This is a genomic window from Streptomyces sp. NPDC045846 (assembly GCF_056431605.1).
Window position 1 is genome coordinate 170943 of the sequence record NZ_JBWKKJ010000012.1, and the last position, 24500, is coordinate 195442.

Consider the following 24500-nt stretch of genomic DNA (forward strand, 5'->3'; position numbering starts at 1 on the left):
GGAAGGAAACCGGGGAACCCCTTGAATAGCAGTAAGCACACGGAACTGGCGAACCACGCCTGGTCCGTCGCCGACCTCCTGCGCGGCGACTACAAGCAGTCCGACTACGGCAAGGTCATCCTGCCGTTCACGGTGCTGCGCCGCCTGGAATGCGTCCTGGAACTGACCCGGGGGAAGGTCGCGGAGGTCGCGGCTCAGTACAAGGGCCAGGACATCGACCCGGACTACTTCCTGCGCAAGGCCTCGGGCCACTCGTTTTACAACAAGAGCGACTTGACCCTGAGGAAGATCGCCGCCGACCCGCAGAACGCGGCGGAGAACCTCCAGATCTACGTCGGCGCCTTCTCGGAGAACGCCCGGGAGGTCCTGGACAAGTACGAGTTCTCCCAGCAGATCAAGCGGCTGGCCACGGCCGACCTGCTCTACCAGGTCATCGGCAAGTTCACCGACCTGGACCTGCATCCCGAGGTCGTGCCCAATCACAACATGGGCTACATCTTCGAGGAGCTGATCCGCCGCTTCGCGGAGCAGTCCAACGAGACGGCGGGTGAGCACTTCACCCCCCGCGAGGTCATCAAGCTGATGGTCAACCTGTTGATCGCGCCCGACGGAGACGCGCTCACCGTCCCTGGGGCGGTCCGCACGGTCATGGACCCGGCCTGCGGCACTGGCGGCATGCTATCGGCGGCCGAGGAGCACATCCGGTCCCTGAACCCGGACGCCACGGTGGAGGTTTACGGTCAGGAGCTCAACCCGGAGTCCTGGGCAATTTGCCGGTCCGACCTGATGATCAAGGGCCAGGACCCGGAGCACATCGCGTCCGGCAACTCCCTGAGCGACCCGGGTCAGGGCCGCGAGAAGTTCGACTACCTCCTCGCTAACCCGCCGTTCGGCGTGGAGTGGAAGAAGGTCAAGGACGAGGTCGAGTACGAGTACAAACACCTGGGCGAGGCCGGCCGATTTGCTGCGGGACTGCCGCGCATCAACGACGGCTCGCTCCTCTTCCTCCAGCACATGATCTCGATGATGAAGCCGGTGGACGTGAACGGGCGCGGCGGTTCCCGTATCGCCATCGTCTTCAACGGTTCGCCGCTGTTTACGGGCGCGGCGGGCTCGGGCGAGTCGGAGATCCGCCGCTGGATCCTGGAGAACGACTGGCTGGAGGCTGTCGTCGCCCTGCCGGACCAGCTCTTCTACAACACCGGCATCTCCACGTACTTCTGGATCCTGACCAACCGGAAGGCACCGGACCACAAGGGCAAGGTCGTCCTGCTGGACGCGCGCGAGCAGTGGCAGAAGATGCGCAAGTCGCTGGGCGACAAGCGCAAGGAGCTGGGCAAGCAGCACATCGTGGACGTGACGCGCCTGTACGCGGAGGCGATCCAGGTCGCCAAGGACCCCGCCCACCCCCTCCACACCAAGGTCAAGGTCTTCGACAACGAGAACTTTGGCTACCAGCGCATCACGGTCGAGCGCCCGTTGAAGCTCCGCTTCGAGGTCACGGAGGAGACGGTGACGGCTCTGGCCGCCACGAAGCCGATCCAGAAGCTGGCGGACGCCGACTCCTTCGTTGCCGCGGTCCGCACTCTGCTGGGCTCGTCATGGTCAAAGAAGTCCGACGCGCTCGTTGCCCTGAAAGACGCGGTGGTCGGCGCCGGCCTCCTCTGGCCGACAGGCGCCCCCTTCGCCAAGGCGGTGCGCGACACGATCGGCGTTCGCGACCCCGAGGGCGAGGTCCAGAAGATCAAGGGCGAGCCGGAACCGGACGCGGAGCTCCGGGATTACGAGAACGTCCCGCTGGGCGAGGACGTTGAGGAATACCTGAAGCGCGAGGTCCACCCGCACGTCCCGGACGCGTGGATCGACCATGCAAAGACGAAGATCGGCTACGAGATTCCGTTCACGCGACACTTTTACGTGTACGAGCCGCCGCGGCCACTGGCGGAGATCGACGCGGAGCTGAAGGCTCTGGAGGCGGAGATTCAGGCGCTGTTGGGCGAGGTTGCGGAATGATGGCCGTCCGCCTGAAGTATGTCGCACGGGTCAATGCCGGCCAGTCCCCTCCCTCTGCTGAGGTGGCTGATCTCGTAGCAGGGCGGCCGTTTCTCCAGGGAAATGCCGAGTTTCGAGCGGTCCATCCTTCCGCCCGCTACCAGTGCGATGCTGCCCCGAAGACAGCGAACGTCGGCGACATACTGCTGTCTGTTCGAGCTCCGGTTGGCGCACTGAACATCGCGGACCTGCCGTATGGCATCGGCCGTGGTCTCTGCGCCGTCACTGCCGAAGATTGTGACGCCCGCTTCATGTGGTGGTGGCTGCACCATGCCCGCCCTTGGCTTGACGCTGTTTCCACTGGAACGACCTATAGGGCAGTAACGGCGGAGGACGTCGGGGCCCTTCCGTACCCAGACCTGTCCAAGAGCGAGCAGTGCCGCATCGCGGATTTTCTCGATACCGAGATCGCCCGCATCGACAGGCTTGTGGTACTGCAGAAGACCCTGAGGTCGCGACTTGACGACCGCGATCGGACCCTAAGGGACAGTCTGGTCACCGAGTTGGTGGAGGCCGCAGGCGAGGCTCCGCTTCGCCGCTTCTCGACAAGGATCGAGCAGGGCGCTAGTCCGCAATGTGAAGCCATCTCACGGCGGAATGACTCCGAGTGGGGTGTCTTGAAGTTGAGCGCCGTCAAGAGCGGGCGCTTTGAGCCTGCTGAGAACAAACGGCTGCCGGACGATGTCCAGCCAGTCACTGCCAATGAAGTCAGGCGAGGCGACCTATTGGTGACGCGTGCTAATACGCCAAGCCTGGTCGGTGACGTCGCAGTTGTAGCGGACGATCATAAGAGGCTGCTGCTTCCTGATCTGATCTACAGGGTCGGACTCTCTCCGGAGGTAAGCGCACACTTCGTAGCCGAGGTAGCTATGAGTGGCCGCGTACGTTCGCTGATCGAAGCGGTAGCCCGTGGATCGTCCCAGTCCATGGTCAAGCTGCGTGGCGAGGACATCAAAGCGTGGCCGATGCCGTTGGCGACGCAGGCGCAGCAGACTGCATTGGTGGAGCAGATTCGGCGGGGCACCGAGGCCACCGGGAGACTGCGAACCACCGTCACTCGACAGATCTCCCTCCTCAGGGAGCGCCGGCAGGCGCTCATTACCGCCGCCGTGACCGGCCAGTTCGACGTAACCACCGCCAGCGGGCGCAACGTAACGGAGGGAATCACCGCATGAGCCCCGTCCACGACGAGTCCGCCTTCGGCTCCGCCATAGTCGCCGCGCTCACCGAGCGCGGCTGGCGCGAAGCCAGCCCCGCCGGCTACCAGCCCGACCTCGGCCTGGATACCCAGGAACTCTTTGAGTTCATCGGCAAGACCCAGGCCGAGGAGTGGCACGAGCTCCGGACCGTCTACGGCGACGCCAACGAGGCGCAGCGCGGCTTCGCCCGGCGCCTCGATCAGGCCATCGCCAACGACGGCCTGCTCACCGTCCTCCGAAACGGCGTCAAGGATCGCGGAGTACTCCTCCGCATGGCCTACTTCAAGCCAAACCTGGTCGCCGACGACTCCGTCCTCGACGGCTACCGGGCCAACCGCCTCACCGTCGTCCGGGAGCTTCCCTACGCGACGAAGCAGCTCGACTGGAGCCACCGCCTCGACCTCACCCTGTTCCTCAACGGCATCCCCGTTGCCACCGCCGAGCTCAAGAACCCCCTCACTGGCCAGGGCGTCGAGCACGCCAAGGAGCAGTACCGCACCGACCGCGACCCCACCGAGCTGATTTTCACCCACCGGGTCATCGCCAACTTCGCCGTGGACCCGGACCTGGTCTTCGTCGCCACCCAGCTCAAGGGCAAGAACACCCGCTTTCTTCCCTTCAACACCGGCTCCGCAGGCCCCGGCCGCCCCGGCGGCGCCGGCAACCCCGCCCCCACCGCCTTCGGCCAGTACGCGACCTCCTACCTCTGGGAGCAGGTCTGGGAGCGGGACAACTGGCTCGACCTGCTCCAGCGCTTCGTCCACCAGGCCAAGCCGAAGTCGAAGACGTCCGGAGGCGGCGCCGCCACTCGCGCCACGATCTTCCCGCGCTACCACCAGTGGGACGTGGTCAAGAAGATCACCGCTCACGCAGCCACCCACGGCGCCGGGCAGGACTACCTGATCATGGCCTCGGCCGGCTCCGGCAAGTCCAACACCATCGGATGGCTCGCCCACCGCCTCTCCGACCTGCACGCCGACACCGACCCCCGCACCCTCAACCCCGAGGCGCTGACCGCCGGACTGATCAAGCCCGGCGAACCCGTCTTCGACAAGGTCATCGTCATCACCGACCGTCGGAACCTGGACGCCCAGCTCCGCGAAACGGTTGGCAGCTTCTCTCAGACGGACGGTCTGGTCGTCAAGATCGACGAGAAGCACGGCGCCAAGAGCGAGCAGCTCGCCCGCGCCCTCTCCCGCGACACCGGCAAGATCGTCACGGTCACCCTGCACTCGTTCCCTGCGCTGCTCGACTACATCCAGCGCAACCCGACCGAAATCAAGGGCACCACCTTCGCGATCATCGTGGACGAGGCCCACTCCTCCCAGTCTGGAGAAGCGGCCACCTCCGTACGCGCCGCCCTCCGCGACCTCGGCCTGGACTCCGACTCCGAGGACGTCGGCGCGACCACCCTCACCGTCACCGAGCAGCTCAAGAAGAAGGCCGAGGACCGGTCGAAGGCCGCCAACCTCTCCTACTTCGCCTTCACCGCCACCCCCAAGGCCAAGACCCTCGAACTCTTCGGTACCCCCGACCAGGTCGACGGCAAGGCCGCCTACCGCCCCTTCCACACGTACTCCATGCGCCAGGCCATCGAGGAAGGGTTCATCCTCGACCCCCTGCGCAACTACGTCACGTACGGCACGTACTGGAAGCTGGTCAACCAGAACCGTGACGAGCTGGAGGTCGACCCGGCCAAGGCGAACTCCCTGCTCGCCCGGTACGCCCTCACCCACGACTCGACCGTCTCGCAGCACGCCCAGGTGATCGTCGAGCACTTCGTCGCTCACACCCGAGGCCGCCTCGGCGGGCGCGCCAAGTCCATGGTCGTGACGGCCTCCCGCCACTCGGCCGTCCAGATGGCACGCGCCATCAAGAGCTACATCGAGGACCGCGACTACCACACCAGGTACCCGGACCTCGGCGTCCTCGTCGCCTTCTCCGGCTCGCTCACCATCGACGGCGAGGAGACCACCGAGCCGAAGGAGAACAGCGGAATCGCGGAGAGCGCGCTGCCCAAGGCGTTCGGCTACACCCGAGCCGACGACAAGGCGGTGAAGGCCGGCGGGAAGGGCCAGCACGAGTACAAGATCCTAGTGGTCGCCGAGAAGTACCAGACCGGCTTCGACCAGCCGCTGTTGACGACGATGTACGTCAACAAGAAGCTGAGCGGCATCTCGGCCGTCCAGACCCTCTCCCGTCTGAACCGCACCGCCGAGCGCAAGACGCAGGCCGACCTCGCCGTCCTGGACTTCGCCAATGACGCCGAGGACATCAAGGAAGCCTTCCGCCCCTACTTCGAGCAGACGGAAACGCTTCCCTCGGACCCCAACCTGCTCTACACCGCGCAGAGCCGGGTCATGTCGGCGCCGATCATCTCCGAGGTGGAGATGGACGAGTTCGCCACTGCCTACTTCGAGGCGAAGGAGAAGGCCGCGGGCTCCCAGGCCAAGTGGGAGAAGCAACACGCCGAGCTGTACCGGCAGCTCTCTCCGGCCGTCACCCGCTACGAAGCCCTCCGCGACAATGACGAGGACGAGGAGGACGTCAAGACGGCCGAGGACTTCCGCGCCGACCTCAACGACTTCGTGCGCAAGTACGGCTTCCTCGCCCAGATCGTGCCCTACCACGACCCCGACCTTGAGCGCCTGCACCTCTACGGCCGTTACCTCCTCACCCGGCTCCGCGGCCGTACCGACGGCGGAGTGGACATCGGCGAGGTGGACCTCAGCCACCTGCGGGTACAGAAGACCGGCGAACATGACGTCTCCCTCAGTCCCGAGGGGGCTGCGACGCTGCCGGGCTTCGGCGAGGGCGAAGGCGGGGCCAAGGAGGCCGAGAAGTCACTCCTGTCGGAGCTGATCGAGAAGTTCAACGCCAAGTTCGGCACGGACTTCACCGAACAGGACGTCATCCGGCCCTTCGAGGAGGCCAAGGCTGACGCGAAGGTACGGGCCGCCGCCGTCGTCAACGACGAGGACAACTTCGGGAAGGTCTTCGACAAGGTCTTCGCCGACAAGATGGCAGACCACATTGACACCATCGCCGGTCTCGGCCGCCAGTACTTCGGGGCCGACCGAAACTTCAAGTCCAGCCTCGACCGCAGCGCACGTCGCGCCGCGTGGCGGATGATCCGCCGCGAGGAGGGCGTGGACGACGCCGCCTAGACCACCGGACTGAGCGCGCGTACACCGTGGCGGTGTACGCGGGCCTCGTGCCGCGCTCGGCTACGCCCTGGGGCCCGGCCGCCAGCTCCACGAACCTGGCCCAGGTAGCGGGTCCGGCAGTCAGCACGGGGCCGCCAAGCTCCTTCGAGTCCCGTACGTGCACGGCGCCGGCTGCGGCGGCCACCTCGACGCACTCGCCGCCGCTGTAGCTGCTTCTGTTGTCGTGCGAGGCGCGATTCAAGGCGCTGCTTAATAACGGCATCGTCGAGCAGGGGTCGTTGCATCCGGACCCGCGCACACTCCTCCACCTGAAGAAGGCGAGGAACCGCGTGCGCGGCGTACACGTACATGGCCAGAGCCGACGCCTCAAGCCGCGCCGCGTCGCGGAAGAACGCCGGGTACTGCGCCCGTGCGACTTCCTCCTTCAGTACCTTCAGCATGCCGCCCGCATCCAGTACGTCATCCGTCTTGTCGATGAACCGGGGCGGTGGAATCCGTCGTTCCTGCTCGAACGACGCCACCGATTGCGCCGCGTACCCCACCAGCTTCCCGAATTCCGGCCGCTCCAGCCCGGCCCGTATCCGCAACAGCTTCAACTGGCGCCCGAACGCCGTCACCACACCCTGACCCGGTTCGTCCTCCGGGCGCTGCCCCACAGGCTCCCGTTCAGCCTCGTCATCGTCCGTCATCGCCGTCACCCTTCAGCGCAAGTGCATCGCGCCGACGCTCTCGTACAAGCCGAACGCGACGGCGCGTCACCCATGGTCACGCTACGCCACCGCGACTCACCGTGGGGTCATGACGACCAACCCCGCCGCCGCGCACGCCCACCATCCAACCCCCGCACCCCACGCGCCACTTCGAGATGCGTTTCAGCTCCACCCCGCGCGGCGCCTGCCTCGCCCGTCGCCTGTGTGGCGAGCGGCTGCACGCCTGGGGCACCCCGCACCGAGGCGCACGACACCCTCAGCCTGCTCGTGGCCGAGCTCGCCGCGAGCGCCGTCCGCCACGGACGCGTCCCCGGCCGGTACTTCCACGTGAGGATGACACCGGCGGCTGGGGCCTGCTCCTGGTGGCGGCCCTCGCCGGCCGGTGGGGCCGGCACTTCCGCCCCTGCGGGGCACCGGGCAAGTGCGTCTGGGCCGAGTTCGCACCTGAACCGACAGGTCAAGGACCTTTCTCGGCCATAGCTGCCAAACCTGGCTAACCTTACTGGACGGAAGATCGCCACACGCCCCAGACTGATCCTGGCATGTCGGGCCGGCCGACACCACCCGTGTACGTACGCCGGCGCACGGACGCGCGACGGGGGTGGGGGCAAGGTGTCGCAGCAGGTGATTGTCGGGAGATACGAACTTCTGGAGGAACTCAGTCACGGTGGTATGGGCGATGTCTGGCGCGGCTATGACGCCGTGCTGGACCGGCCCGTCGCCGTGAAGCTGATCCGGCAGCAATCCGTCACCTCCCCGCAGCTCGCTGAGGAGTTCGCGAAGCGGTTCCGGCGCGAGGCGCGGATCACCGCCCGGATCCAGCACCCCGGCGTGCCGCAGGTGTATGACGCGGTCCTCGACGACACCCACGAGCGGCTGTTCCTCGTCATGGAGCTGGTCGAGGGCGTCCAGCTGTCCGGCTACGTGGACCCCGCCCGGCCACTGCCGGTGACCTGGGCGGCAGCCGTCGCCGCCCAGGTGGCCACGGTGCTCTCGCACGCCCACGAGGTGCCGGCCATCCACCGGGACCTCAAGCCGGGCAACATCCTCGTGGCCCGAGACGGCACCGTGAAGGTCCTCGACTTCGGCATCGCAGCCATCCTGCGCACCGGCGCCACCAAGCTGACCGCGACCGGCACGCCCATCGGGACCTCCCAGTACATGGCGCCCGAGCAGGTCCGCGGGGGCCGGATCACCCCGCAGACGGACCTGTACGCACTCGGGTGCGTGCTGCACGAGCTGCTCAGCGGGCGGGTGCTGTTCCAGGCGGACAGCGAGTTCCTTCTCATGTACCAGCACGTCAGTGCCGCCCCCACCCCGCTCCGGCGGCTGCGCCCCGAGGTGCCGACCGCGCTGGAGGAGCTCGTCCTGCACCTGCTGCGTAAAGCCCCCGAAGCGCGGCCCGCAGACATCCAGGAGGTGTACGAGCGGCTGCGGCCCTTCCTGCCCGGGGCCGGCCAGCCACCGGCGCCCGACGAGGCCGGGCCGGCAGGCGCACCCGACCCGACCGGGTTGTTCCGCAACCCGTATGCGCCCCGCGCCCGGGCCCAGAGCGCGCACGGCGTGCAGGGCGCCTTCGCTTCGAACACCCCGGCTGCCGGGCCCCTGCCCGTCCCGGCCGAGTTGCGGGCCGAGATCAAGGAGGCGTACGCGCACTCCGACGCCCTCCTGGAGGAGGAGCGGTTCGCGCAGGCCGCCGAGGTACTGAGCGAGGTCATCGAACCGGCCGCCCGCCTGCTCGGCCCGGAGAGCCGGCCGGTGCTGGAACTGCGCACGCAGCGGGCCGCCATCCAACTGCTCGGCGGCGACTACCGGGCCGCGCTTCCCGAGTTCACCGCGCTCGCCGACGCGTACGGCCGTATCAACGGCCCCACCAGTGAGCAGGCCCGAGCCTGCCGAGCCCAGGCCGCCCGCTGCCGGGCCGAACTCGGCCAGGTGACCGAGGCGCTCGCCGCGCTGCAAGCGGTACTGGGCGTCGTACGGTCCGTCGACAGCGATGCGAGCGAGGAAGCCCTGGAACTGCGCCGCGACATCGGCATGCTGCTGCTCGCACAGGGCAGGGCGGCGGACGCCCGCGCCATCCTCGAACCGCTTCACGCCGACCTCGTCCTGGTGTACGGGCCCGAGGACGAGCTGACCATGGAGATCGCCGAGGCGCTGGCCCTGATCCGTCTCGACCTCGACGGGTCCCAGGAGTCCTGATCCACGCCAGACAGGGACGATCGTACGAAGAGTTGGCATCAGCCGTGCCGGGCTGCGGCAGATGGTGAGGGAAGGGAAGACGATGAGCGGGAAGAAGGCTGCAGGGGGCAGCGAGAGCGTCGCGCTCCAGGTACGTCAGGTGGAGCAGGCGCTCCGGAGCGTGTACGTGGACGGGGGCCTTCTACACGTGGGCGACCTGGAGGACAAGTCGCTTCAGGAACGGGAGCCGCGCCTCCTGTCGAGGGCGCTGACGGCGCAGGCCGTGCGCATGGTCACAGGCTTCAGTCCGCAGGAAGCCGCGGACACCGTCATAGACGGCATCGCCGACCAGGGCATCGACGCGATCGCCGTGGTGGACGGCCCGGATCCCCACATCTACCTCGTTCAGGCGAAGTGGAGCCAGTACGGGAAGGCCAAGAGCGAGCGGGAGGCCGTCCTCGAACTGCTGGCAGGTCTGCGGCTCATCGATGACGAGGACTTCGCGCCGTTCAACCCCCGGGGGCGGCAGCTGGCCGAGCAGGCCAAGGCCGTCATGTCAAAGGGGCCCGTACCCGTCACGCAGGTCGTCGTACTCATGCGAACGGACGAGGTGCTTGAGGGTTTCCGTCATGCGCTGATCAACGGGGAGAAGGAGTTCAACCGGTTCGGCGAACTTCTGGACCACCAGATCATCCTGGCCCCCGATGTTTGGGCCTCGGTCCGCAACGACCTGGCTCCCAAGCCCGTCGAGCTCACCACGGTTCTCTTTCCCTGGTTCGCGGTCAATACCCCCTACGATTCCTACCAGGGCGTCGTCTCGGCGGAGCTGGTCGCGGAGTGGGCCGCACACGGTTCCAACCTGTTCAACCTCAACATCCGCAATCCGTTGGGCAGGACCTCGATCAACAACGAGCTGATCGAGACGCTCACGGAGGAGCCGGCCCACTTCCTGTACTTCAACAACGGCATCACCGTCCTGTGCGAGTCGGTCGAGAAGACGTACGCGTCGATGCGGACACCCCACGCCTCCCCGCTCACGCTCACGCTGCACAACGCCAGCGTTGTCAACGGCGCTCAGACGGTCCGGTCCGTGGCGGACGCGATCGCCGCGGACGAAGCAGCGGCATCCGCGCAGGTCCCCGTACGGATCATCGTGACGGGCAAGGCTGTCGACTTCGCCAAGCGGACAACCCAGGCCACCAACCGGCAGAACCGGGTGGAAGCGCGCGACTTCATCACGCTCGACCCTGTCCAGGCCGCCATCCTGGAGGAGATGCGGGCCGAGCTCGGACTCGACTACAGCGTCCGGCGTGGTGAACTGGACCCGCCGGAGGGCACCGGTTGCTCGGTGGTCGAGGCAGCGTGCGCCCTGGCGTGCGCGCACCCCGACAGCCAGTACGCGGCCCGTATGTCGACCACCCTCGACGTACTGTGGGAACGCGGCTCCCAGGGTATCTACGACGTGCTTTTCCGGCCCCAGCCCGGGGTGTACCTCCTGTGGAACAGCGTGCGGGTCCTGCGCGCCGTCCGCAGTGCCCTCCACGCCCTGCGCCCGCGCTACGAGGGACGGGGCGCCGCCCTCATCGACAACGGTGTGTACCTGCTTGCCCACCTGGTCTTCCAGCGCCTGGACACCGAATCCATCGACGAGCCGGACCCCCAGCTGGAATGGTCGGCCGATGCCCTCGCACGAGTGCCGGGCCTGATCAAGGAACTGCTTCCCGCCGTCGCCGCGGTCATCGATGACCTGTACGGCGAGCGATCACAGATCCGCGGCGTGTGCGCGGACGTCGCCCGCTGCCGAGAGGTGGTCGGCCGGGTCCTCGGCGGTGCCGGAGACCCGCAAGACCCGGTCGTGCGGGACAAATACCGGCGCGTCCCGGCGCAGCGCAAGCCCCGACGCCCCAACGCCGTCCACGTGCTTATCGATCAGGGGGTGCTGGAGGAGGGTGACCCGCTCACCCTGACCACCGCCTACCCGATGGAGGCGGAGGCCCTCCGGGACTGGCTCGCCCAGGACGAGAAGCGCTCCCGTGCGACCTGGGTGAAGCACCGGACCAAGCCCGTTCTGTGGGCGGCCGACGGCAAGCGTTACTCGCCCTCCGGACTGATCACTCACATGTGGAAGCTCGCGGAATGGGCGGAACAACCCGTGGCGAACCAGGGCACCGCCCGATGGGTGGCTCCTACCGGCGAGACGCTCGCCGACCTGGCCTGGCGAGTCCTCAACGGGCTCGAAGAGCCGGTATCGGGCTCCGAAGACGACTGACACGCGCGGGGCGAGGCGGGCCGCTCCTGCGGCACCCTCGCATCCGGTGAGGAGAACCACCGACCATGCCCCACCTCGCCTTCGACATCGCTTTCTGCGCGCAGCTCCCCAAACTCCAGGGGACCGTCCGGCAGGGGGTGTTTGATGCCTGGGAGAAGTTCGAACGGCTCACCCTGGAGCAGCTGTTCAAGGACCCCGGCCTGAAGCTGGAATCCCTTGAAGGGGCTCGTGACCGGCATATCCGGACCATCCGGATCGACCGGGGCACCCGTGGCGTCGTGCTCGCGCCCGACAGCGGGGACACATATGTTCTGCTGCGGGTGTTGCCGCACGACAAAGCCAACGCCTGGGCGGTCAAGCAGAAGGCGAGCATCAACACGGTCACCCGGGCCGTGGAGATCCGGGATATTGCCGTCCTGGAGGAACTCACCCCCGCCTACGAGCGGGTGGCGCCCGAACCCGCGCAGCGCCTCTTCGCCGCGCTCTCGGACGGGGACCTGGCCGCCCTGGGCATCGACGAGACCACCCTGCGCCAGGCACGGGTCCTGACCACCCTCGAACAGCTGGAAGCATTCGCGCCCTTCTTCCCCCAAGACCAGCGCGAGGTCCTGGAGTACCTCGCGGCCGGATTCACGGTGGAGGACGTGTGGCGGGACGTGGTGGCCGTCAACTTGGCCGCCACCGACAGTACGGAGCCCGTGAACCCGGCCGACTACGAGACAGCCATCCGCCACAGCCGCACCCGCATTGCGCTGGTCACCGGATCCGAAGAACTCCGCGAGATCCTCGACAAGCCCTTCGCCGCATGGCGCGTCTTCCTGCACCCCTCCCAGCACAGGGTGGCCTACCGGCCGTCATACTCGGGTCCGGCCCAAGTGACCGGGGGCCCCGGGACGGGAAAAACAGTCGTGGCCCTCCACCGCGTACGACACCTGCTCGGCCACCTCCGCGACGGCGACCGCATCCTGCTCACCACTTATACCAACGCCCTGGTGGCGGCCCTACGTGCCGGACTCACAGAGCTGGTCGACGACGAGACGCTCCGGGAGCGGGTGGACGTCCTGACCGTCGACGCGTTCGCCGGGCGCGTGGTGTCCACCTCTCGCAGGCCGTTGCGGGCCGACGAGGAAGTGAGCCGCTGGCAGCAGGCGGCCCAGGCCGCCGGCTTCGCCGGGAGCCCGCAGTTCCTCGCCCAGGAGTACAGGCACGTGGTGCTCGCCCAGAATCTCCGCACGTACGAGCAGTACGAAGCCGCCGAGCGGAGGGGACGCGGCAGTGCGCTGCCTCCTTCCGCCCGGCCTCCGGTGTGGCGGGGCGTAGAAGAGTTCACCGGTCGGCTCGCCGCCGACGGCCGCCGGACCTACCTCGGGACCTGCGCCGAGGCCGCGGAGCTGTTGGAGCGGTCCGGGCCGCGCTACCGTCACATCGTCGTCGACGAGGCCCAGGACCTGCATCCCGCCCAGTGGCGGCTCCTGCGCGCCGCCGCACCGGCCCGCCCCGACGATCTGTTCATCGCCGGCGACCCGCATCAGCGGATCTACGACAGCAAGGTTTCCCTGAAGGCTGTCGGGATCAAGGTCGCGGGCCGGTCGACGAAGATGCGGAAGAACTACCGCTCCACGCACGAGATCTTGAGCTGGTCCACGACCCTCCTGACCGGCCGGCCCTTCGCCGAGCTGGCGGACGATGCCCGCAACGAAACGCTGCTCGGTTACAGGTCCGCCCTGCACGGGAGCGGCCCCGAGATGCACGCTGCCACCTCTGTGGAAGACGAACTGGACGCACTCGTCGAGCGGGTCAAGGGGTGGCTGGACGCAGGCGTCGCCCCCGAGGACATCGGTGTGAGTACCCGCTTCAACCGCACCTGCGATCGGGCGGCCGAGCGACTGACCGTCGCTGGTATCCCTGCGCAGCGGCTGCGGGCTGACCGGCCCGCAGTGCCCACCGCGGTGAACGTGGGCACCATGCACGCGTTCAAAGGCCTGGAATACCGCTGCGTGGCAGTGGTTGGTGTCCACGACGGCGCCCTCCCCTACTCCAAGGCGGTGACGCCCGAGGAGGTCGACCGCCTGCAGCACGAGGCCGACCTCCTCGCCGAACGATGCCTGCTCTTCGTCGCCTGCACCCGGGCGCGCGACGGCCTGTATGTGTCCTGGTCAGGTGAGCCCAGTCCCTTCCTGCTTGCGGCCGGGATGTGAGGGACGGCCTGGACCGGCCCCGTAAACAGTCACAGGTGGTGTCACGACAACATGAGGAGAAGAGATGGGCGAGCTCGCGGACCGCGTGGCCCAGTTGGAAGGTGAGGTCGCGGAGGCCCAAGAGGCGCTGCGAGTCATGGAGAAGGTCGACGAAGAGATCGAATGCGCCATGGAAGAGGTCGAGAGCGTGTGCGAGGCGCTCCTTAACCTCTCAGGGGAACTCGACGGAGAGATCGCCGATCACAACTATCCAGCCGTCGAACGATGCGCCTACGAGCTATGGGGTCTGGTCGATAGCGAACAGGTTCGGCGGGCCGTCGACACAGTCGCGCTGTTGACCGCGGTTCGGGACGGAGATCCTGTCCCCGCCGCGTCCGTGGACACCCTCATCAGCCGTCTGAAGGACGTCAAGGCATCGCATCCCACACTCACTCAAGAGGCACTCGACCAGGAGGTTCAGGTGGCGACGGATCGGGCCGTCGGCATCTGGAAGAGAATCTACGACGATGGCTCATGGGACAGCGAGAACGAGCGCAAGGATCATCTTGCGGACCATCTGCGTGAGGCGAGGCAGGAAGCGATCTCCGACTGTGCCGTACGGGCGGGCCGCTTTTTGATGGAACTCTGCGAACACCTCGCGGAGACCGTGTGGCCGGAGGTCACGGATGGCCTCCGCGGAAAGGACCTCGGAAGGGTGGCGCGGGCCTTGAAGGAGGCGTCCTTGGCGGGGGAGACGGCCCCGGCGATATACAAGCTCTACGAGGCCAATCTGTCGGTGCAGTACGAGTCAGATCCCTACTCGCTCGGAGCCATGGGCGAGCAGCTGATGGCCTTCGAGTCATGGTTGGGCGTTCAGGAGAAGGGCTGATGCCACCGCCGTGAGTCCGCAGGTCGGGCTCTTCGGCAGGACGTGCTACGCGGGGCTGCGGCCAGCCGAAGCCGTGGCGGTCAGGCTGCCAGACTGCGAACTGCCGACGGAGGGGTAGGGCAGTGCGGCCCTTCATGCCACCTGGCCGTGGGTCGGCAAGAAGTGGACCGACAGCGGACGGAATCACGACCTGCGCGGCCTCAAGAGTCGCCCGCCGGGCGTGCTCGTGTTGCGAGCTCATACGGTGGGATTCCCATAGGAGGCCGGCCTGGGAGGCTCCTGCGGATGCTTCGGCGTGCGTCAAAGAATCGCACGTAGCGCTCGTAACGCCCGTAGTGCACATTGATCTTGAGCCCGATTAGTGTCACATAGGCCTCTGACCTGCAATTTTCTTCGACGTGTTTTCTATTGACCTGTTTCCGATGACGCATCACGTCGAGTGCGTGGCGCTCCTCGAGCCGGTCCGCGAGGACGCCTGACCTGCGGTCTCTTGGAGTGTGCAGGATGTGCGCCAAGCGCGTCGCGGGCGATGTCTTGGCGCATGTTCGACGCACCTGACGCACAGTTGACGCACGGGGACCGCAGGGCCGCACCCAGCCGTGCTGGATGGACAGGTATCCCGTCGGCCGCATCGCCGACCTGCGGGCCTGGACGGGGAAGTGAGCCCCGCGGAACGAGCGGCGGACGGGAAGCGCCGTGTGTGCGCTTCCCGCCCCCTTTGGCGGCGCCGTCCGGGGCCCTCACCCCGGGGCGGCGTGTGCGGGCCTCCCAACCCGCGTCGTACCAGGCCCTCAGCCCTGGTCGTAGGTGTGGAAGCCCCGGCCGCTCTTGCGGCCCAGCAGTCCGGCCTCCACCATGCGCTGGAGCAGCGGCGGCGGTGCGTAGAGCGGCTCGCGGAACTCCTCGTAGAGGGATTCCGCGATCGAGGCGACGGTGTCCAGACCGATCAGATCCGCGAGCCTGAGCGGGCCCATGGGGTGGGCGCAGCCCAGTTCCATGCCCGTGTCGATGTCGGCGGCGGTGGCGAACCCGGACTCCGCCATCCGCACGGCTGCCAGCAGATACGGGATGAGCAGGGCGTTGACGACGAAGCCCGCCCGGTTCCGGGAGTGGATCACCGTCTTGCCGAGACTCCCCGCGGCGAAGTCCTGGACGACCGACGCCGTGTGGGAGGAGGTGTGGAGGGAGGTGACGACCTCCACCAGGGGCAGCACCGGGACGGGGTTGAAGAAGTGCAGGCCCACGACGCGGTCGGCGTGGCGGGTGGCCATGCCCAGCCGCATGATCGGCAGGGAGGAGGTGTTGGTGGCCAGGACGGCCGCCGGGTCGTCGACGATCTTGTCGAGGGCGGCGAAGACCTCCACTTTGGCGCCGGGGTCCTCCACGACGGCCTCGACGACGAGCTGCCTGTCGGCGAGGTCCTCCAGGGTGCCGGTGAACACCACGCGGGCCAAGGCGTCCTGCGCGTCGGCCCGCTCCAGCTTGCCGCGCCGCACCGCGCGGTCGAGGGACGCCGCCACCCGGTCGCGCGCCGCGCGGGCCGCGATCGCGTCCACCTCGCAGACCACGGTGTCCAGGCCGGCCCGTGCGCACACCTCGGCGATGCCCGCGCCCATCTGCCCGCCGCCGACCACGCCGACGCGTCGGATGCCGCCGCTCATGACTGCTCCCCGGTCTGTCGCACGAGGTGGCGGGAGTAGGCGTCCGGGGTGAAGAACAGCGGCAACTCGCCGGTCATGGCGGTGCGTTCGAAGAGGGCGCGGGCGTCGTCGACGGACGCCCGCGGGTACCGGGCCGCAAGGGTCGCGACCTCCTCGTCCAGAAGGCGCAGGACCGCCTCCCGGTCGATGACGCGGTGGCGCAGCCACTGCCAGATCTGGACGCGGGCGATCTCGGCGGTGGCCGCGTCCTCCATGAGGCCGTCCAGCGCGACGGCTCCCCGGCCGCCCAGCCAGGCGGCGAAGTAGCCCAGCGCGACGGCGATGTTGGTACGGACGCCCTCCGGCGTGGGCAGGCCGCCGACCCGCCGCACCGAGAGCAGGTCGGCGCGCGTCACGTCCACGTCCTCGCGGGTCCGGTCGATCTGGTGGGGCCGCCGGGCAAGGACGCCGTCGAAGACCTCGCGGCAGACCGGCACGAGGGCGGGGTGGGCCACCCAGGAGCCGTCGAAGCCGTCCTCCGCCTCCCGTTCCTTGTCGAGGCGGACCGTGGCGAGCGCGGCCTCGTTCGCGGCCGGGTCCTTGCCCGGCACCTGGGCGGCCATCCCGCCGATGGCGTGGGCGCCCCGCCGGTGGCAGGTGCGGACGAGGAGTTCGGTGTACGCCCGCATGAAGGGGGCGGCCATGGTGACCTTCGCCCGGTCGGGCAGCAGGAAGTCGCTGCGGTGCCCGAACGTCTTGATCAGGCTGAACAGGTAGTCCCAGCGGCCCGCGTTGAGCCCCGCGCTGTGTTCGCGCAGTTCGTGGAGGATCTCCTCCATCTCGAATGCGGCGGTGATCGTCTCGATGAGGACGGTGGCGCGGATCGTGCCGCGGGGGATGCCGAGCAGATCCTGTGCGGCGACGAAGATGTCGTTCCACAGCCGGGCCTCGTAGCGGTTCTCCAGTTTGGGCAGGTAGAAGTACGGGCCGTACCCGGCGTCGATCTGCCGCCGCGCGCAGTGGAAGAAGTACAGGCCGAAGTCGACGAGTGCGGCGGGTACCGGCCGGCCGTCGTACTCCAGGTGCTCCTCCTCGAGATGCCAGCCGCGCGGCCGGACCATGATCGTGGCGATGTCGTCGTGGAGCCGGTAGTCCTTGCCCTCGTCCGAGGTGAAGTCGATGCGGCGCTCGATCGCGTCGAGCAGGGTGAGCTGGCCGCCGACGATGTTCTCCCACGTGGGAGCCGTGGCGTCCTCGAAGTCCGCCATCCACACGCGGGCGCCGGAGTTGAGCGCGTTGACCGCCATCCGGCGCTCGGGCGGGCCGGTGATCTCCACCCGGCGGTCGGCGAGCCCGGGAGCGGGCGGCGCGACCCGCCAGTCGGAGTCGGCGCGGACGGCGGCGGTGACCAGGGGGAAGTCGAGCGGGGAACCGCTCGCGAGCCGCAGGACCTGCCGTCGGCGCTCCTTGAGCAGCCACCGACGACGCTCACCGAAGGCCGCGGCCAGGTGCCCGACGAAGTCGAGGGCGGCGGGGGTGAGGATCTCGTCGTGACGGTCGCCAGGGGCCGCGAGGACGCGGACGCGGTGGGTCAGGGCAGTGGTGGACATCGGTTTCTCCTGCGCGAGGGAAGAGGAGGGGAGCGGGGGTCGGACGGGGACGGTCGTGCGACCCCCGCTCGGCCGAAGCGGACCGGACGGCCGCCGTGGGGCGGGCCTAGTGGAACTGCTCCTCCTCCGTGGACCCGGCCAGCGCCGTGGTCGAGGAGGCGGGGTTGACGGCGGTGGAGACCAGGTCGAAGTAGCCGGTGCCGACCTCCCGTTGGTGCTTGACCGCGGTGAACCCCTGCGCCTGCGCTGCGAACTCCCGCTCCTGCAGGTCGACATAGGCGGTCATGCCGTGCTCGGCGTAGCCGCGGGCGAGGTCGAACATGCCGTGGTTGAGGGAGTGGAACCCGGCCAGCGTGATGAACTGGAAGCGGTAGCCCATCGCTCCCAACTCCCGCTGGAACTTGGCGATCTGGTCGTCGTCCAGGGCGGCCTTCCAGTTGAAGGACGGCGAGCAGTTGTAGGCCAGCATCTGGTCGGGTACTGGGCGTGGATCGCCTCGGCGAACTCGCGGGCCTGGGCCAGGTCCGGCGTGCCGGTCTCCACCCAGATCAGGTCGGCGTAGGGAGCGTAGGCGAGACCGCGGGCGATGACCGGGGCCATGCCGTTGCGGACCCGGTAGAAGCCCTCCGCCGTGCGCTCACCGGTCACGAACTCGGCGTCGCGTTCGTCGACGTCGCTGGTCAGCAGGTTCGCGGCGAGGGCGTCGGTGCGGGCGACGATGACCGTCGGCACATCGGCGATGTCGGCGGCGAGACGGGCCGCGTTGAGGGTACGGATGTGCTGGGAGGTCGGCACGAGGACCTTGCCGCCGAGGTGGCCGCACTTCTTCTCCGAGGCGAGCTGGTCCTCGTAGTGGATGCCGGCCGCGCCCGCCGCGATCATCGCCTTGGTCAGTTCGAAGGCGTTCAGCGGTCCGCCGAAGCCGGCCTCGGCGTCGGCGACGATCGGCGCCAGCCAGTCCGTGGTGTCCCCCGCGTTCTCGGCGGTGGCGATCTGGTCGGCGCGCAGGAGGGCGTTGTTGATCCGGCGCACCACCTGGGGAACGGAGTTGGCCGGGTAGAGGCTCTGGTCGGGGTAGGTGTGACCGGCCTGGTTGGCGTCGGCGGCGACCTGCCATCCGGACAGGTAGATGGCCTGAAGCCCCGCCTTGACCTGCTGGACGGCCTGACCGCCGGTCAGCGCGCCCAGCGCGTGGATGTAGTCCTGCTCGTGCAACTGCCGCCACAACCGGTCGGCGCCGCGCCGGGCCAGGGTGTGCTCCTCGCGGACACTGCCGGAGAGCCGTACGACGTCCTCGGCACTGTAGGTGCGCTCGACGCCCTGCCACCGGGGGGCGGTGGCCCAGCGCCGCGCCAGTTCCTCGGCCGCCTGCGTCCGCTTGGCCTCTGCCATGACTGTCACGTCTCCTCCGTCTGTGCTGGCTGCCAACCCCGCGGTCCGAATGAACAGAGGTGGCACTGCGTGTCATCGTTGGGCGGCCCGCCGTCGCCGTGGAGGGACGAAGCCGAGCAATGCCTCGTACGGGCCGCCACCGCTGCCGGGTCTCCGACGTCAAGGCAGGAGCCGTGCCCGGGTTTCGGTCGGTGCCCGTCGGGGTCCGGCGGGCCGCACTACGACCTTGGCACTGGCACTGAGTGCCAACAACCGTGGATCGATGCCAACTTCTGCGAATCTTCCCGCCGTGTTTTGCCAATCTTGCGAAGGTCCCGGCGCAAGGTGCGTCCCGTACGCTGACGGGATCGGAATCCGGTGGGGAGGAGCGATCGGTGAGCAAGACGTACGCGGGGGCGAGGCTGCGGCGACTGCGTGAGGACCGTCGGATGAGCCAGGCCGAACTCGCCCGCGTGCTGGGCATCTCACCGAGCTATCTGAACCAGATGGAGCACGACTCCCGTCCGCTCACCGTCCCCGTCCTGCTCCGGCTGACCGAGGCGTTCGGCGTCGACCCGGGGTTCTTCTCCGAGCGCGACACGACCCGGCTGGTCGCGGACCTGCGTGAAGCACTGGCAGGGGAGCTGTCCGAGGCCAGGGTCGCGGCCGCCGACCTGGCCGACCTCGCCGCGCGGATGCCCGCCGTCGCCCAGGTCCTGCTGGACCTCGGCCGCCGCAACCAGCTGCTGTCCGAGCGCCTGGCCGGGGCCGCGGACGGCAGGGACGGCGACCGGCTCACCGCCTTCTCACCGCATGAGGAGGTCCGTGACTTCTTCTACCACCGCCAGAACTACCTCCACGACAGCGACCTCGCGGCCGAGCGACTCGCCGGGGAGATCGGTATCCGGCCGGGCGAGGTGATCGGGGCTCTGACGGCGCGGCTCAACGAGGCCCATGGCATCCGGCTCGCCGCCGAGCCCGGCGAACTGCTGCACCGCTACGACGAGAGAAGCCGCACCCTCCATCTGTCCCCGCGGCTACGACCCGGTCAGCGTGCCTTCCGCATGGCGACCCAACTCGCCCTGCTGGAACACCGCGAGGACCTCGACCGACAGGCGGCCGAGGACTTCGAGCCCGGCTCGCCCACCCACGCGCTGGCCCGCATCGGCATCGCCCACTACTTCGCCGCCGCGCTGATCCTGCCGTACACCGCGTTCCACGCGGCCGCCGAAGAGGCGCGCTACGACATCGAACGCCTCACCGACCACTACGGCCTCGGCTACGAGACCGTCTGCCACCGCCTGAGCACCCTCCAGCGCCCGCGGCTGCGCGGGGTGCCGTTCTCCTTCGTCCGCGTCGACCGGGCCGGGAACCTCTCCAAACGCCAGTCGGCCAGCGGCTTCCCCTTCTCCCGGGCCGGCGGCACCTGCCCGCTGTGGAACGTCTACGAGGCGTTCGCCGCCCCCGGCCGCATCCACGTGCAGATCGCCGAAATGCCCGACAGGCAGCGTTACTTGTGGACCGCCCGCGCGGTCACCCGTCGTCGCGGCGGCTGGGGCGAACCCGGCAGGACCTACGCCATCGGCCTCGGCTGCGAACTCCGCCACGCCCACCGGCTTGTCTACTCCGACGGCCTCGACCTCGCCAACGCCTCCTCCGCGACCCCGATCGGCATGGGCTGCCGGGTCTGCGAACGCCTCGGCTGCTCCCAACGGGCCGTGCCACCGCTGGGGCGTTCCCTGCTCATCGACCAGAACAGCAGCCCGTTCGTGCCCTACCCCGTCGAGGACGGCGGAGCCGCGTGACCCTACCGCGCGCTCCGAGGCACCGGCCGAACTGCGCCGGAGTCCGGCCGGGCGGGGGAGAGGCGGGGCGGACGCATGGGCGCCTCGAAAGGGTGGGTCACCAAGCTGGTCCCCTCCGACGGAAAGCACGCATCCCCACTCGGTGAACCCATGCGGTCACAGCACCGGCCCCCGGAGCACCCAAACAGCGCCCCCTAAACCTCAGCAGAAGCCTTCCGCTGCTCCTCCGCCCGCGGGGCGGATCGCTCGGTGGGGTGGGGCTGGCGCAGGGCTTGGCCGAAGGTGGCTGCGTAGGGGTGGGGGTTGGTGCGCGGGTAGGCGTAGGTCAGGACGGCGGGCGGGGCGCCGGTCAGGGGGAGGTACAGGATGTCCGGGTCCGGGTGCTGCGCGGCCACCGAGACCGGGTGCACGCCGACCCCGCGGCGGCCCGCCACGGCATGCAGGTACTCCTCGATGTTGGAGGTCTCCGCGCCGATCTCGGGGGTCGCGTCGGCCGGCCAGTCCTGGGCGCTGAGCGTGCCGCTGACGGTGTTGACGATGAGGCAGCGGCGGCCGAGGTCGCGCCAGGTGACCCGCTCGCGCACCGCGAGCGTGGAGGTGCGGGCGACCGCCGCGATGTGCGGCTCGCGCAGGATCTCGGTGGTGACCAGACGCGGATCGCGGACGGTCCCCCACAGCAGGGCCGCGTCGACCGCGCCCTCGCGCAGGCCGGCGGTGCGGTCGTCCCTGCGTACGGTCTGCACGAGGACGAGGTGCCGCTCCTCCAGCGTGGCCTGCGCCTGGCGGCCACGCTGGAGGGGGTAGCCCCACGCATAGCCGAGCCGCAGCGAGGGCTGCGGCTCGGGAGGCTGGAGCGCCGACTCCAGCTGCGGCAGCAGGACTTGGAGATCGGCGCGCAGCCGGTGCCCCTCCGCGGTCAGGCGGGGGTGGCGGGTGCTGCGGTCCACCAGCTCGCGGCCCAGCACGGCCTCCAGTCGCTGGATGTGCCGGCTGAGCGTGGGCTGGGACATACCGAGGCGGTCGGCGGCCCAGGTGAAGTGCTGCTCCTCGGCCAGGGTGAGGAAGCATTGCAGATGACGCAGCCCGATATCCATGAGGGCAATGCTAGCCAACCATGGCCATTTGCCCAGGTCAGGGGGTTGTGACCGCGCTCTCTGCCCGCCGGACGGCACCCCGTACGACGGTCAGGTGCAGCACGAGGGCGACCACGGTGAGCGCACCCGTGTAGTACGGCAGCGCGCCCGGGGCCGCGCCGAGGCCCAGCACCAGGCCGCCCAGCGCGGACCCGATGCCGCTGCCGAGGTAGACGGCGGAGCTGTTCAGCGAGACGGCGACGGTGGCCTGTTCGGGCTGGGCCGCGATCAGCTGGTGCTGCTGCGGCACCTGCACCGCCCAGCCGGCCGCACCCCAGATCACGAGCGGCACGACCGCCAGCGCCGCGGCCGTGTGAGCGGCGGTCGGCAGCGCGAACTGGCTGGCCACGATGAGCACCAGGATCCAGGTGACCGCGGCGAACGGACGGCGGGTGCGGTCCACGACGCGGCCGATCAGAAGGCTGCCGACGATGCCGCCCGCGCCCCAGGCCCACATCGCCCAGACCGTCTGGTGGGTGTGGGCGGCGTCGAGGAGGAACTCGGCGAGGTAGGTGTACAGGCCCAGGCTGGCGATGCCGCCGAGCAGCGAGACGGAGACGATGCCCGCGACCCGGCCGCTGGCGAGGGCGCGCACCCGGCGGCCCAGCGGCGGCGGGGGGCTCACCTCGATCTTCGGCAGGCGCACGATGCCGATCAGCGCGACCACGCCCAGCGCCGTGATCAGCCACAGCGTGCCGCGCCACCCGATGTGCGAGGCGAGGAGCATGCCGACCGGGACACCGATGACGGTGCCGATGCTCAGGCCGCCCATGACGGTGGCCAGGGCGCGGCCACGCCGTTCCGGAGTGGTGAGCCCCGCCGCCGTGGCCGCGGCTATGGGCGAGTAGACGCCCGCGCCGACGCCCGCCACCGCGCGCGCCACCAGGAGGACCGGCAGCGTCGGGGCGAGCGCGGTCAGCGCGTTGCCGATGGTGAAGACCACCAGCGCCACGCCGAGCACCACCTTCGCCGACCGCTTGGCCAGCAGGGTGGCGAAGACGGGCCCGCCCAGCGCGTAGCAGAGCGTGAAGACGGTGACCATCTGCCCGGCCGACGACGCCGAGATGCTCAGGTCATCCGACACGTGCGGCAGCAGCCCCGCCATCACGTAGGCGTCCACGCCCAGCGCGAACGTGCCCAGCGCGAGCAGCGGGATGAACCTGCCGCGTCCGTCCTGTGCCTGGGGAGGTGCGGTTGTCTGTATGGCGCTCATCCGAGGCGCTCCAAGTCCGTTTCGGTGCTGATCTGCCGGCCGTCGGGGAAGTAGCCGACCGGCCCGGTCAACTGGGCGGTCTGTTCGATCTCGTTGAGCAGGAGCTGAAGGCGGACCGACTCCTCGATCCCGGCGAACGGCACCACCGGCGGCTGCCGGTCGTGGGCGAACCGCACGGCGTCCGCGACGACGCGACGCAGCCCGACGATGGTGTCGAGCCCTTCGGGAACCGGATCGCTGCGGGTGTCCACCGAGCAGAGCGTCTCCTCGCGCCCGTCGACGACCCGCCAGATCCGCAACTGGTCGGCGTCCCACGTGGGGTTGGAGTACTCCGCGGCGGCGTACACCAGGCCGCCGTCGGCGTCGCGGAAGGTGCAGTCGATCGTGCGCTGCCGGGTGACGTTGACGAAGCTGCTGTAGCAGCTCACCACCGCGTCGCCGAGCTGGGCCGTCAGGGCCACGCTGTCCAGGACGTCGGGTCCGGAGACCGAGTAGTCGGAGCAGACGCCGACGGCGTCGCGCAGCCGCAGCCGCTCGCCGTCCAGGGCGAGTCGCTGCACCAGGTCCAGGGAGTGGATGACCTCGCTCGTGACCCCGACCGTGGGCCGGTGGTCGTTGATGCGGTTCTTGCCCCAAGTGGCGTGTGCCCGCACCAGGTTGAGCCGGTGGCGGTGCACGTACGCGTGGAGGGCCGTGCTCGCCTCCGAGTACCGCCCCACCAGGTCCACGGCGAACCCGGAGACCTCGCTCATGGCCGAAGCCACCGCGTCCAGGTCGTCGTGGACGGAGGTGAGGGGCTTCTCGGCCAGCACGAAGCCCCGGTAGCCCGCCATGCGCGTCAGGATCTCGGCGTGCGCCGAGTCCGTCACCGCGACGATGACGAGATCGGGCGAGAAGGCCTCCAGAGCCCCCTCCACGGTGGCGAAGTACGGGACGTCCTCGACCGTACGGTGGCGTGCGTGGTAGGCGATCTCGATGTCGAGACCGAGTTCCCGCGGGCCGGAGAGGCTGCGCAGCGCGGTCAGGAACCGCGTGCCGGCGTAGCCCATGCCCGCGATCAGTACCTTGACGGTGTCCATGGGGG

General features: G+C 69.1%; 14 protein-coding genes and 2 pseudogenes. 8 read left to right on the forward strand and 8 right to left on the reverse strand.

The features are described from left to right. Nucleotides 1–21 precede the first annotated feature (21 nt). The 3 genes from AC07F3_RS31200 to AC07F3_RS31210 are packed head-to-tail and all read left to right on the forward strand — an operon-like array spanning nucleotide 22 to nucleotide 6418. The gene (locus AC07F3_RS31200) at nucleotides 22–2013 is read left to right on the forward strand and encodes a type I restriction-modification system subunit M (RefSeq protein WP_479117761.1); all 1992 of its coding nucleotides are present in this window, start codon (nucleotides 22–24) and stop codon (nucleotides 2011–2013) included. Continuing rightward, complete coding sequence (locus AC07F3_RS31205; RefSeq protein WP_479117762.1) at nucleotides 2010–3227, forward strand: restriction endonuclease subunit S; 1218 nt, start codon at nucleotides 2010–2012, stop codon at nucleotides 3225–3227. The genes AC07F3_RS31200 and AC07F3_RS31205 overlap by 4 nt, the downstream gene beginning before the upstream one ends. Continuing rightward, nucleotides 3224–6418, forward strand: a complete 3195-nt coding sequence (locus AC07F3_RS31210; protein ID WP_479117763.1) for a type I restriction endonuclease subunit R — start codon at nucleotides 3224–3226, stop codon at nucleotides 6416–6418. Before AC07F3_RS31205 ends, AC07F3_RS31210 begins: the two co-directional genes overlap by 4 nt. Here AC07F3_RS31210 and AC07F3_RS31215 read toward each other — a convergent pair. Both AC07F3_RS31215 and AC07F3_RS31220 read right to left on the reverse strand, forming a co-directional pair. Then, nucleotides 6336–6680 carry a DUF397 domain-containing protein gene (locus AC07F3_RS31215; protein ID WP_479117847.1) on the reverse strand — a complete coding sequence of 115 codons (345 nt, stop codon included), beginning with the start codon at nucleotides 6678–6680 and terminating at the stop codon, nucleotides 6336–6338. The two genes, AC07F3_RS31210 and AC07F3_RS31215, sit on opposite strands and share 83 nt — an antisense overlap. Further along, nucleotides 6634–7107: pseudogene (locus tag AC07F3_RS31220) on the reverse strand (helix-turn-helix domain-containing protein); the annotation flags it as partial. The gene AC07F3_RS31215 and the pseudogene AC07F3_RS31220, both read right to left, overlap by 47 nt. Before the next feature lie 645 nt (nucleotides 7108–7752). Here AC07F3_RS31220 and AC07F3_RS31225 point away from each other — a divergent pair. The 4 genes from AC07F3_RS31225 (at nucleotide 7753) to AC07F3_RS31240 (ending at nucleotide 14644) form a co-directional block, all read left to right on the forward strand. After that, nucleotides 7753–9330: a serine/threonine-protein kinase gene (locus AC07F3_RS31225; protein ID WP_479117764.1), complete on the forward strand. Its 1578-nt coding sequence runs from the start codon at nucleotides 7753–7755 to the stop codon at nucleotides 9328–9330. Nucleotides 9331–9412: 82 nt separating this feature from the next. Continuing rightward, nucleotides 9413–11578 carry an AIPR family protein gene (locus AC07F3_RS31230; protein WP_479117765.1) on the forward strand — a complete coding sequence of 722 codons (2166 nt, stop codon included), beginning with the start codon at nucleotides 9413–9415 and terminating at the stop codon, nucleotides 11576–11578. 65 nt (nucleotides 11579–11643) lie between these two features. After that, a complete protein-coding gene (locus AC07F3_RS31235) occupies nucleotides 11644–13776 on the forward strand; it encodes a UvrD-helicase domain-containing protein (protein ID WP_479117766.1) in 2133 nt (710 codons plus the stop codon). A gap of 64 nt (nucleotides 13777–13840) precedes the next feature. Continuing rightward, nucleotides 13841–14644, forward strand: coding sequence for a hypothetical protein (locus tag AC07F3_RS31240; RefSeq protein WP_479117767.1), 804 nt, complete (start codon nucleotides 13841–13843; stop codon nucleotides 14642–14644). Nucleotides 14645–15435: 791 nt separating this feature from the next. Here AC07F3_RS31240 and AC07F3_RS31245 read toward each other — a convergent pair. The 3 genes and pseudogenes from AC07F3_RS31245 to aceA form a co-directional block, all read right to left on the reverse strand. After that, the gene (locus AC07F3_RS31245; RefSeq protein ID WP_479117768.1) at nucleotides 15436–16305 is read right to left on the reverse strand and encodes a 3-hydroxybutyryl-CoA dehydrogenase; all 870 of its coding nucleotides are present in this window, start codon (nucleotides 16303–16305) and stop codon (nucleotides 15436–15438) included. After that, nucleotides 16302–17894 (reverse strand): malate synthase A, encoded by a 1593-nt coding sequence (gene aceB, locus AC07F3_RS31250; RefSeq protein ID WP_479117769.1) that lies wholly within the window; start codon nucleotides 17892–17894, stop codon nucleotides 16302–16304. Before aceB ends, AC07F3_RS31245 begins: the two co-directional genes overlap by 4 nt. Before the next feature lie 106 nt (nucleotides 17895–18000). Next, nucleotides 18001–19286, reverse strand: a pseudogene (aceA, locus tag AC07F3_RS31255) (isocitrate lyase). Nucleotides 19287–19660: 374 nt separating this feature from the next. Between aceA and AC07F3_RS31260 the strand changes: the two are divergent. Continuing rightward, complete coding sequence (locus AC07F3_RS31260; RefSeq protein ID WP_479117770.1) at nucleotides 19661–21070, forward strand: short-chain fatty acyl-CoA regulator family protein; 1410 nt, start codon at nucleotides 19661–19663, stop codon at nucleotides 21068–21070. A gap of 194 nt (nucleotides 21071–21264) precedes the next feature. On the opposite strand, the gene AC07F3_RS31265 is transcribed toward AC07F3_RS31260, so the two are convergent. From AC07F3_RS31265 to AC07F3_RS31275, 3 genes are read right to left on the reverse strand one after another with little or no spacing between them, the layout of a single operon-like run. Beyond that, the gene (locus AC07F3_RS31265) at nucleotides 21265–22164 is read right to left on the reverse strand and encodes a LysR family transcriptional regulator (protein WP_479117771.1); all 900 of its coding nucleotides are present in this window, start codon (nucleotides 22162–22164) and stop codon (nucleotides 21265–21267) included. A 37-nt stretch (nucleotides 22165–22201) separates the two neighbouring features. Further along, entirely contained in the window at nucleotides 22202–23416 is a 1215-nt protein-coding gene (locus tag AC07F3_RS31270; RefSeq protein WP_479117772.1) for an MFS transporter, read from the reverse strand. Continuing rightward, a complete protein-coding gene (locus tag AC07F3_RS31275; protein ID WP_479117773.1) occupies nucleotides 23413–24495 on the reverse strand; it encodes a Gfo/Idh/MocA family oxidoreductase in 1083 nt (360 codons plus the stop codon). The genes AC07F3_RS31270 and AC07F3_RS31275 overlap by 4 nt, the downstream gene beginning before the upstream one ends. Nucleotides 24496–24500 lie beyond the last annotated feature (5 nt).

Coding starts and splice junctions, on each gene's coding strand:
- AC07F3_RS31205 (WP_479117762.1), top strand. CDS start 2,010: ATGATGGCCGTCCGCCTGAAGTATGTCGCACGGGTCAATGCCGGCCAG.
- AC07F3_RS31210 (WP_479117763.1), top strand. CDS start 3,224: ATGAGCCCCGTCCACGACGAGTCCGCCTTCGGCTCCGCCATAGTCGCC.
- AC07F3_RS31215 (WP_479117847.1), bottom strand. CDS start 6,680: ATGCCGTTATTAAGCAGCGCCTTGAATCGCGCCTCGCACGACAACAGA.
- AC07F3_RS31230 (WP_479117765.1), top strand. CDS start 9,413: ATGAGCGGGAAGAAGGCTGCAGGGGGCAGCGAGAGCGTCGCGCTCCAG.
- AC07F3_RS31235 (WP_479117766.1), top strand. CDS start 11,644: ATGCCCCACCTCGCCTTCGACATCGCTTTCTGCGCGCAGCTCCCCAAA.
- AC07F3_RS31240 (WP_479117767.1), top strand. CDS start 13,841: ATGGGCGAGCTCGCGGACCGCGTGGCCCAGTTGGAAGGTGAGGTCGCG.
- AC07F3_RS31245 (WP_479117768.1), bottom strand. CDS start 16,305: ATGAGCGGCGGCATCCGACGCGTCGGCGTGGTCGGCGGCGGGCAGATG.
- aceB (WP_479117769.1), bottom strand. CDS start 17,894: ATGTCCACCACTGCCCTGACCCACCGCGTCCGCGTCCTCGCGGCCCCT.
- AC07F3_RS31265 (WP_479117771.1), bottom strand. CDS start 22,164: ATGGATATCGGGCTGCGTCATCTGCAATGCTTCCTCACCCTGGCCGAG.
- AC07F3_RS31270 (WP_479117772.1), bottom strand. CDS start 23,416: ATGAGCGCCATACAGACAACCGCACCTCCCCAGGCACAGGACGGACGC.
- AC07F3_RS31275 (WP_479117773.1), bottom strand. CDS start 24,495: ATGGACACCGTCAAGGTACTGATCGCGGGCATGGGCTACGCCGGCACG.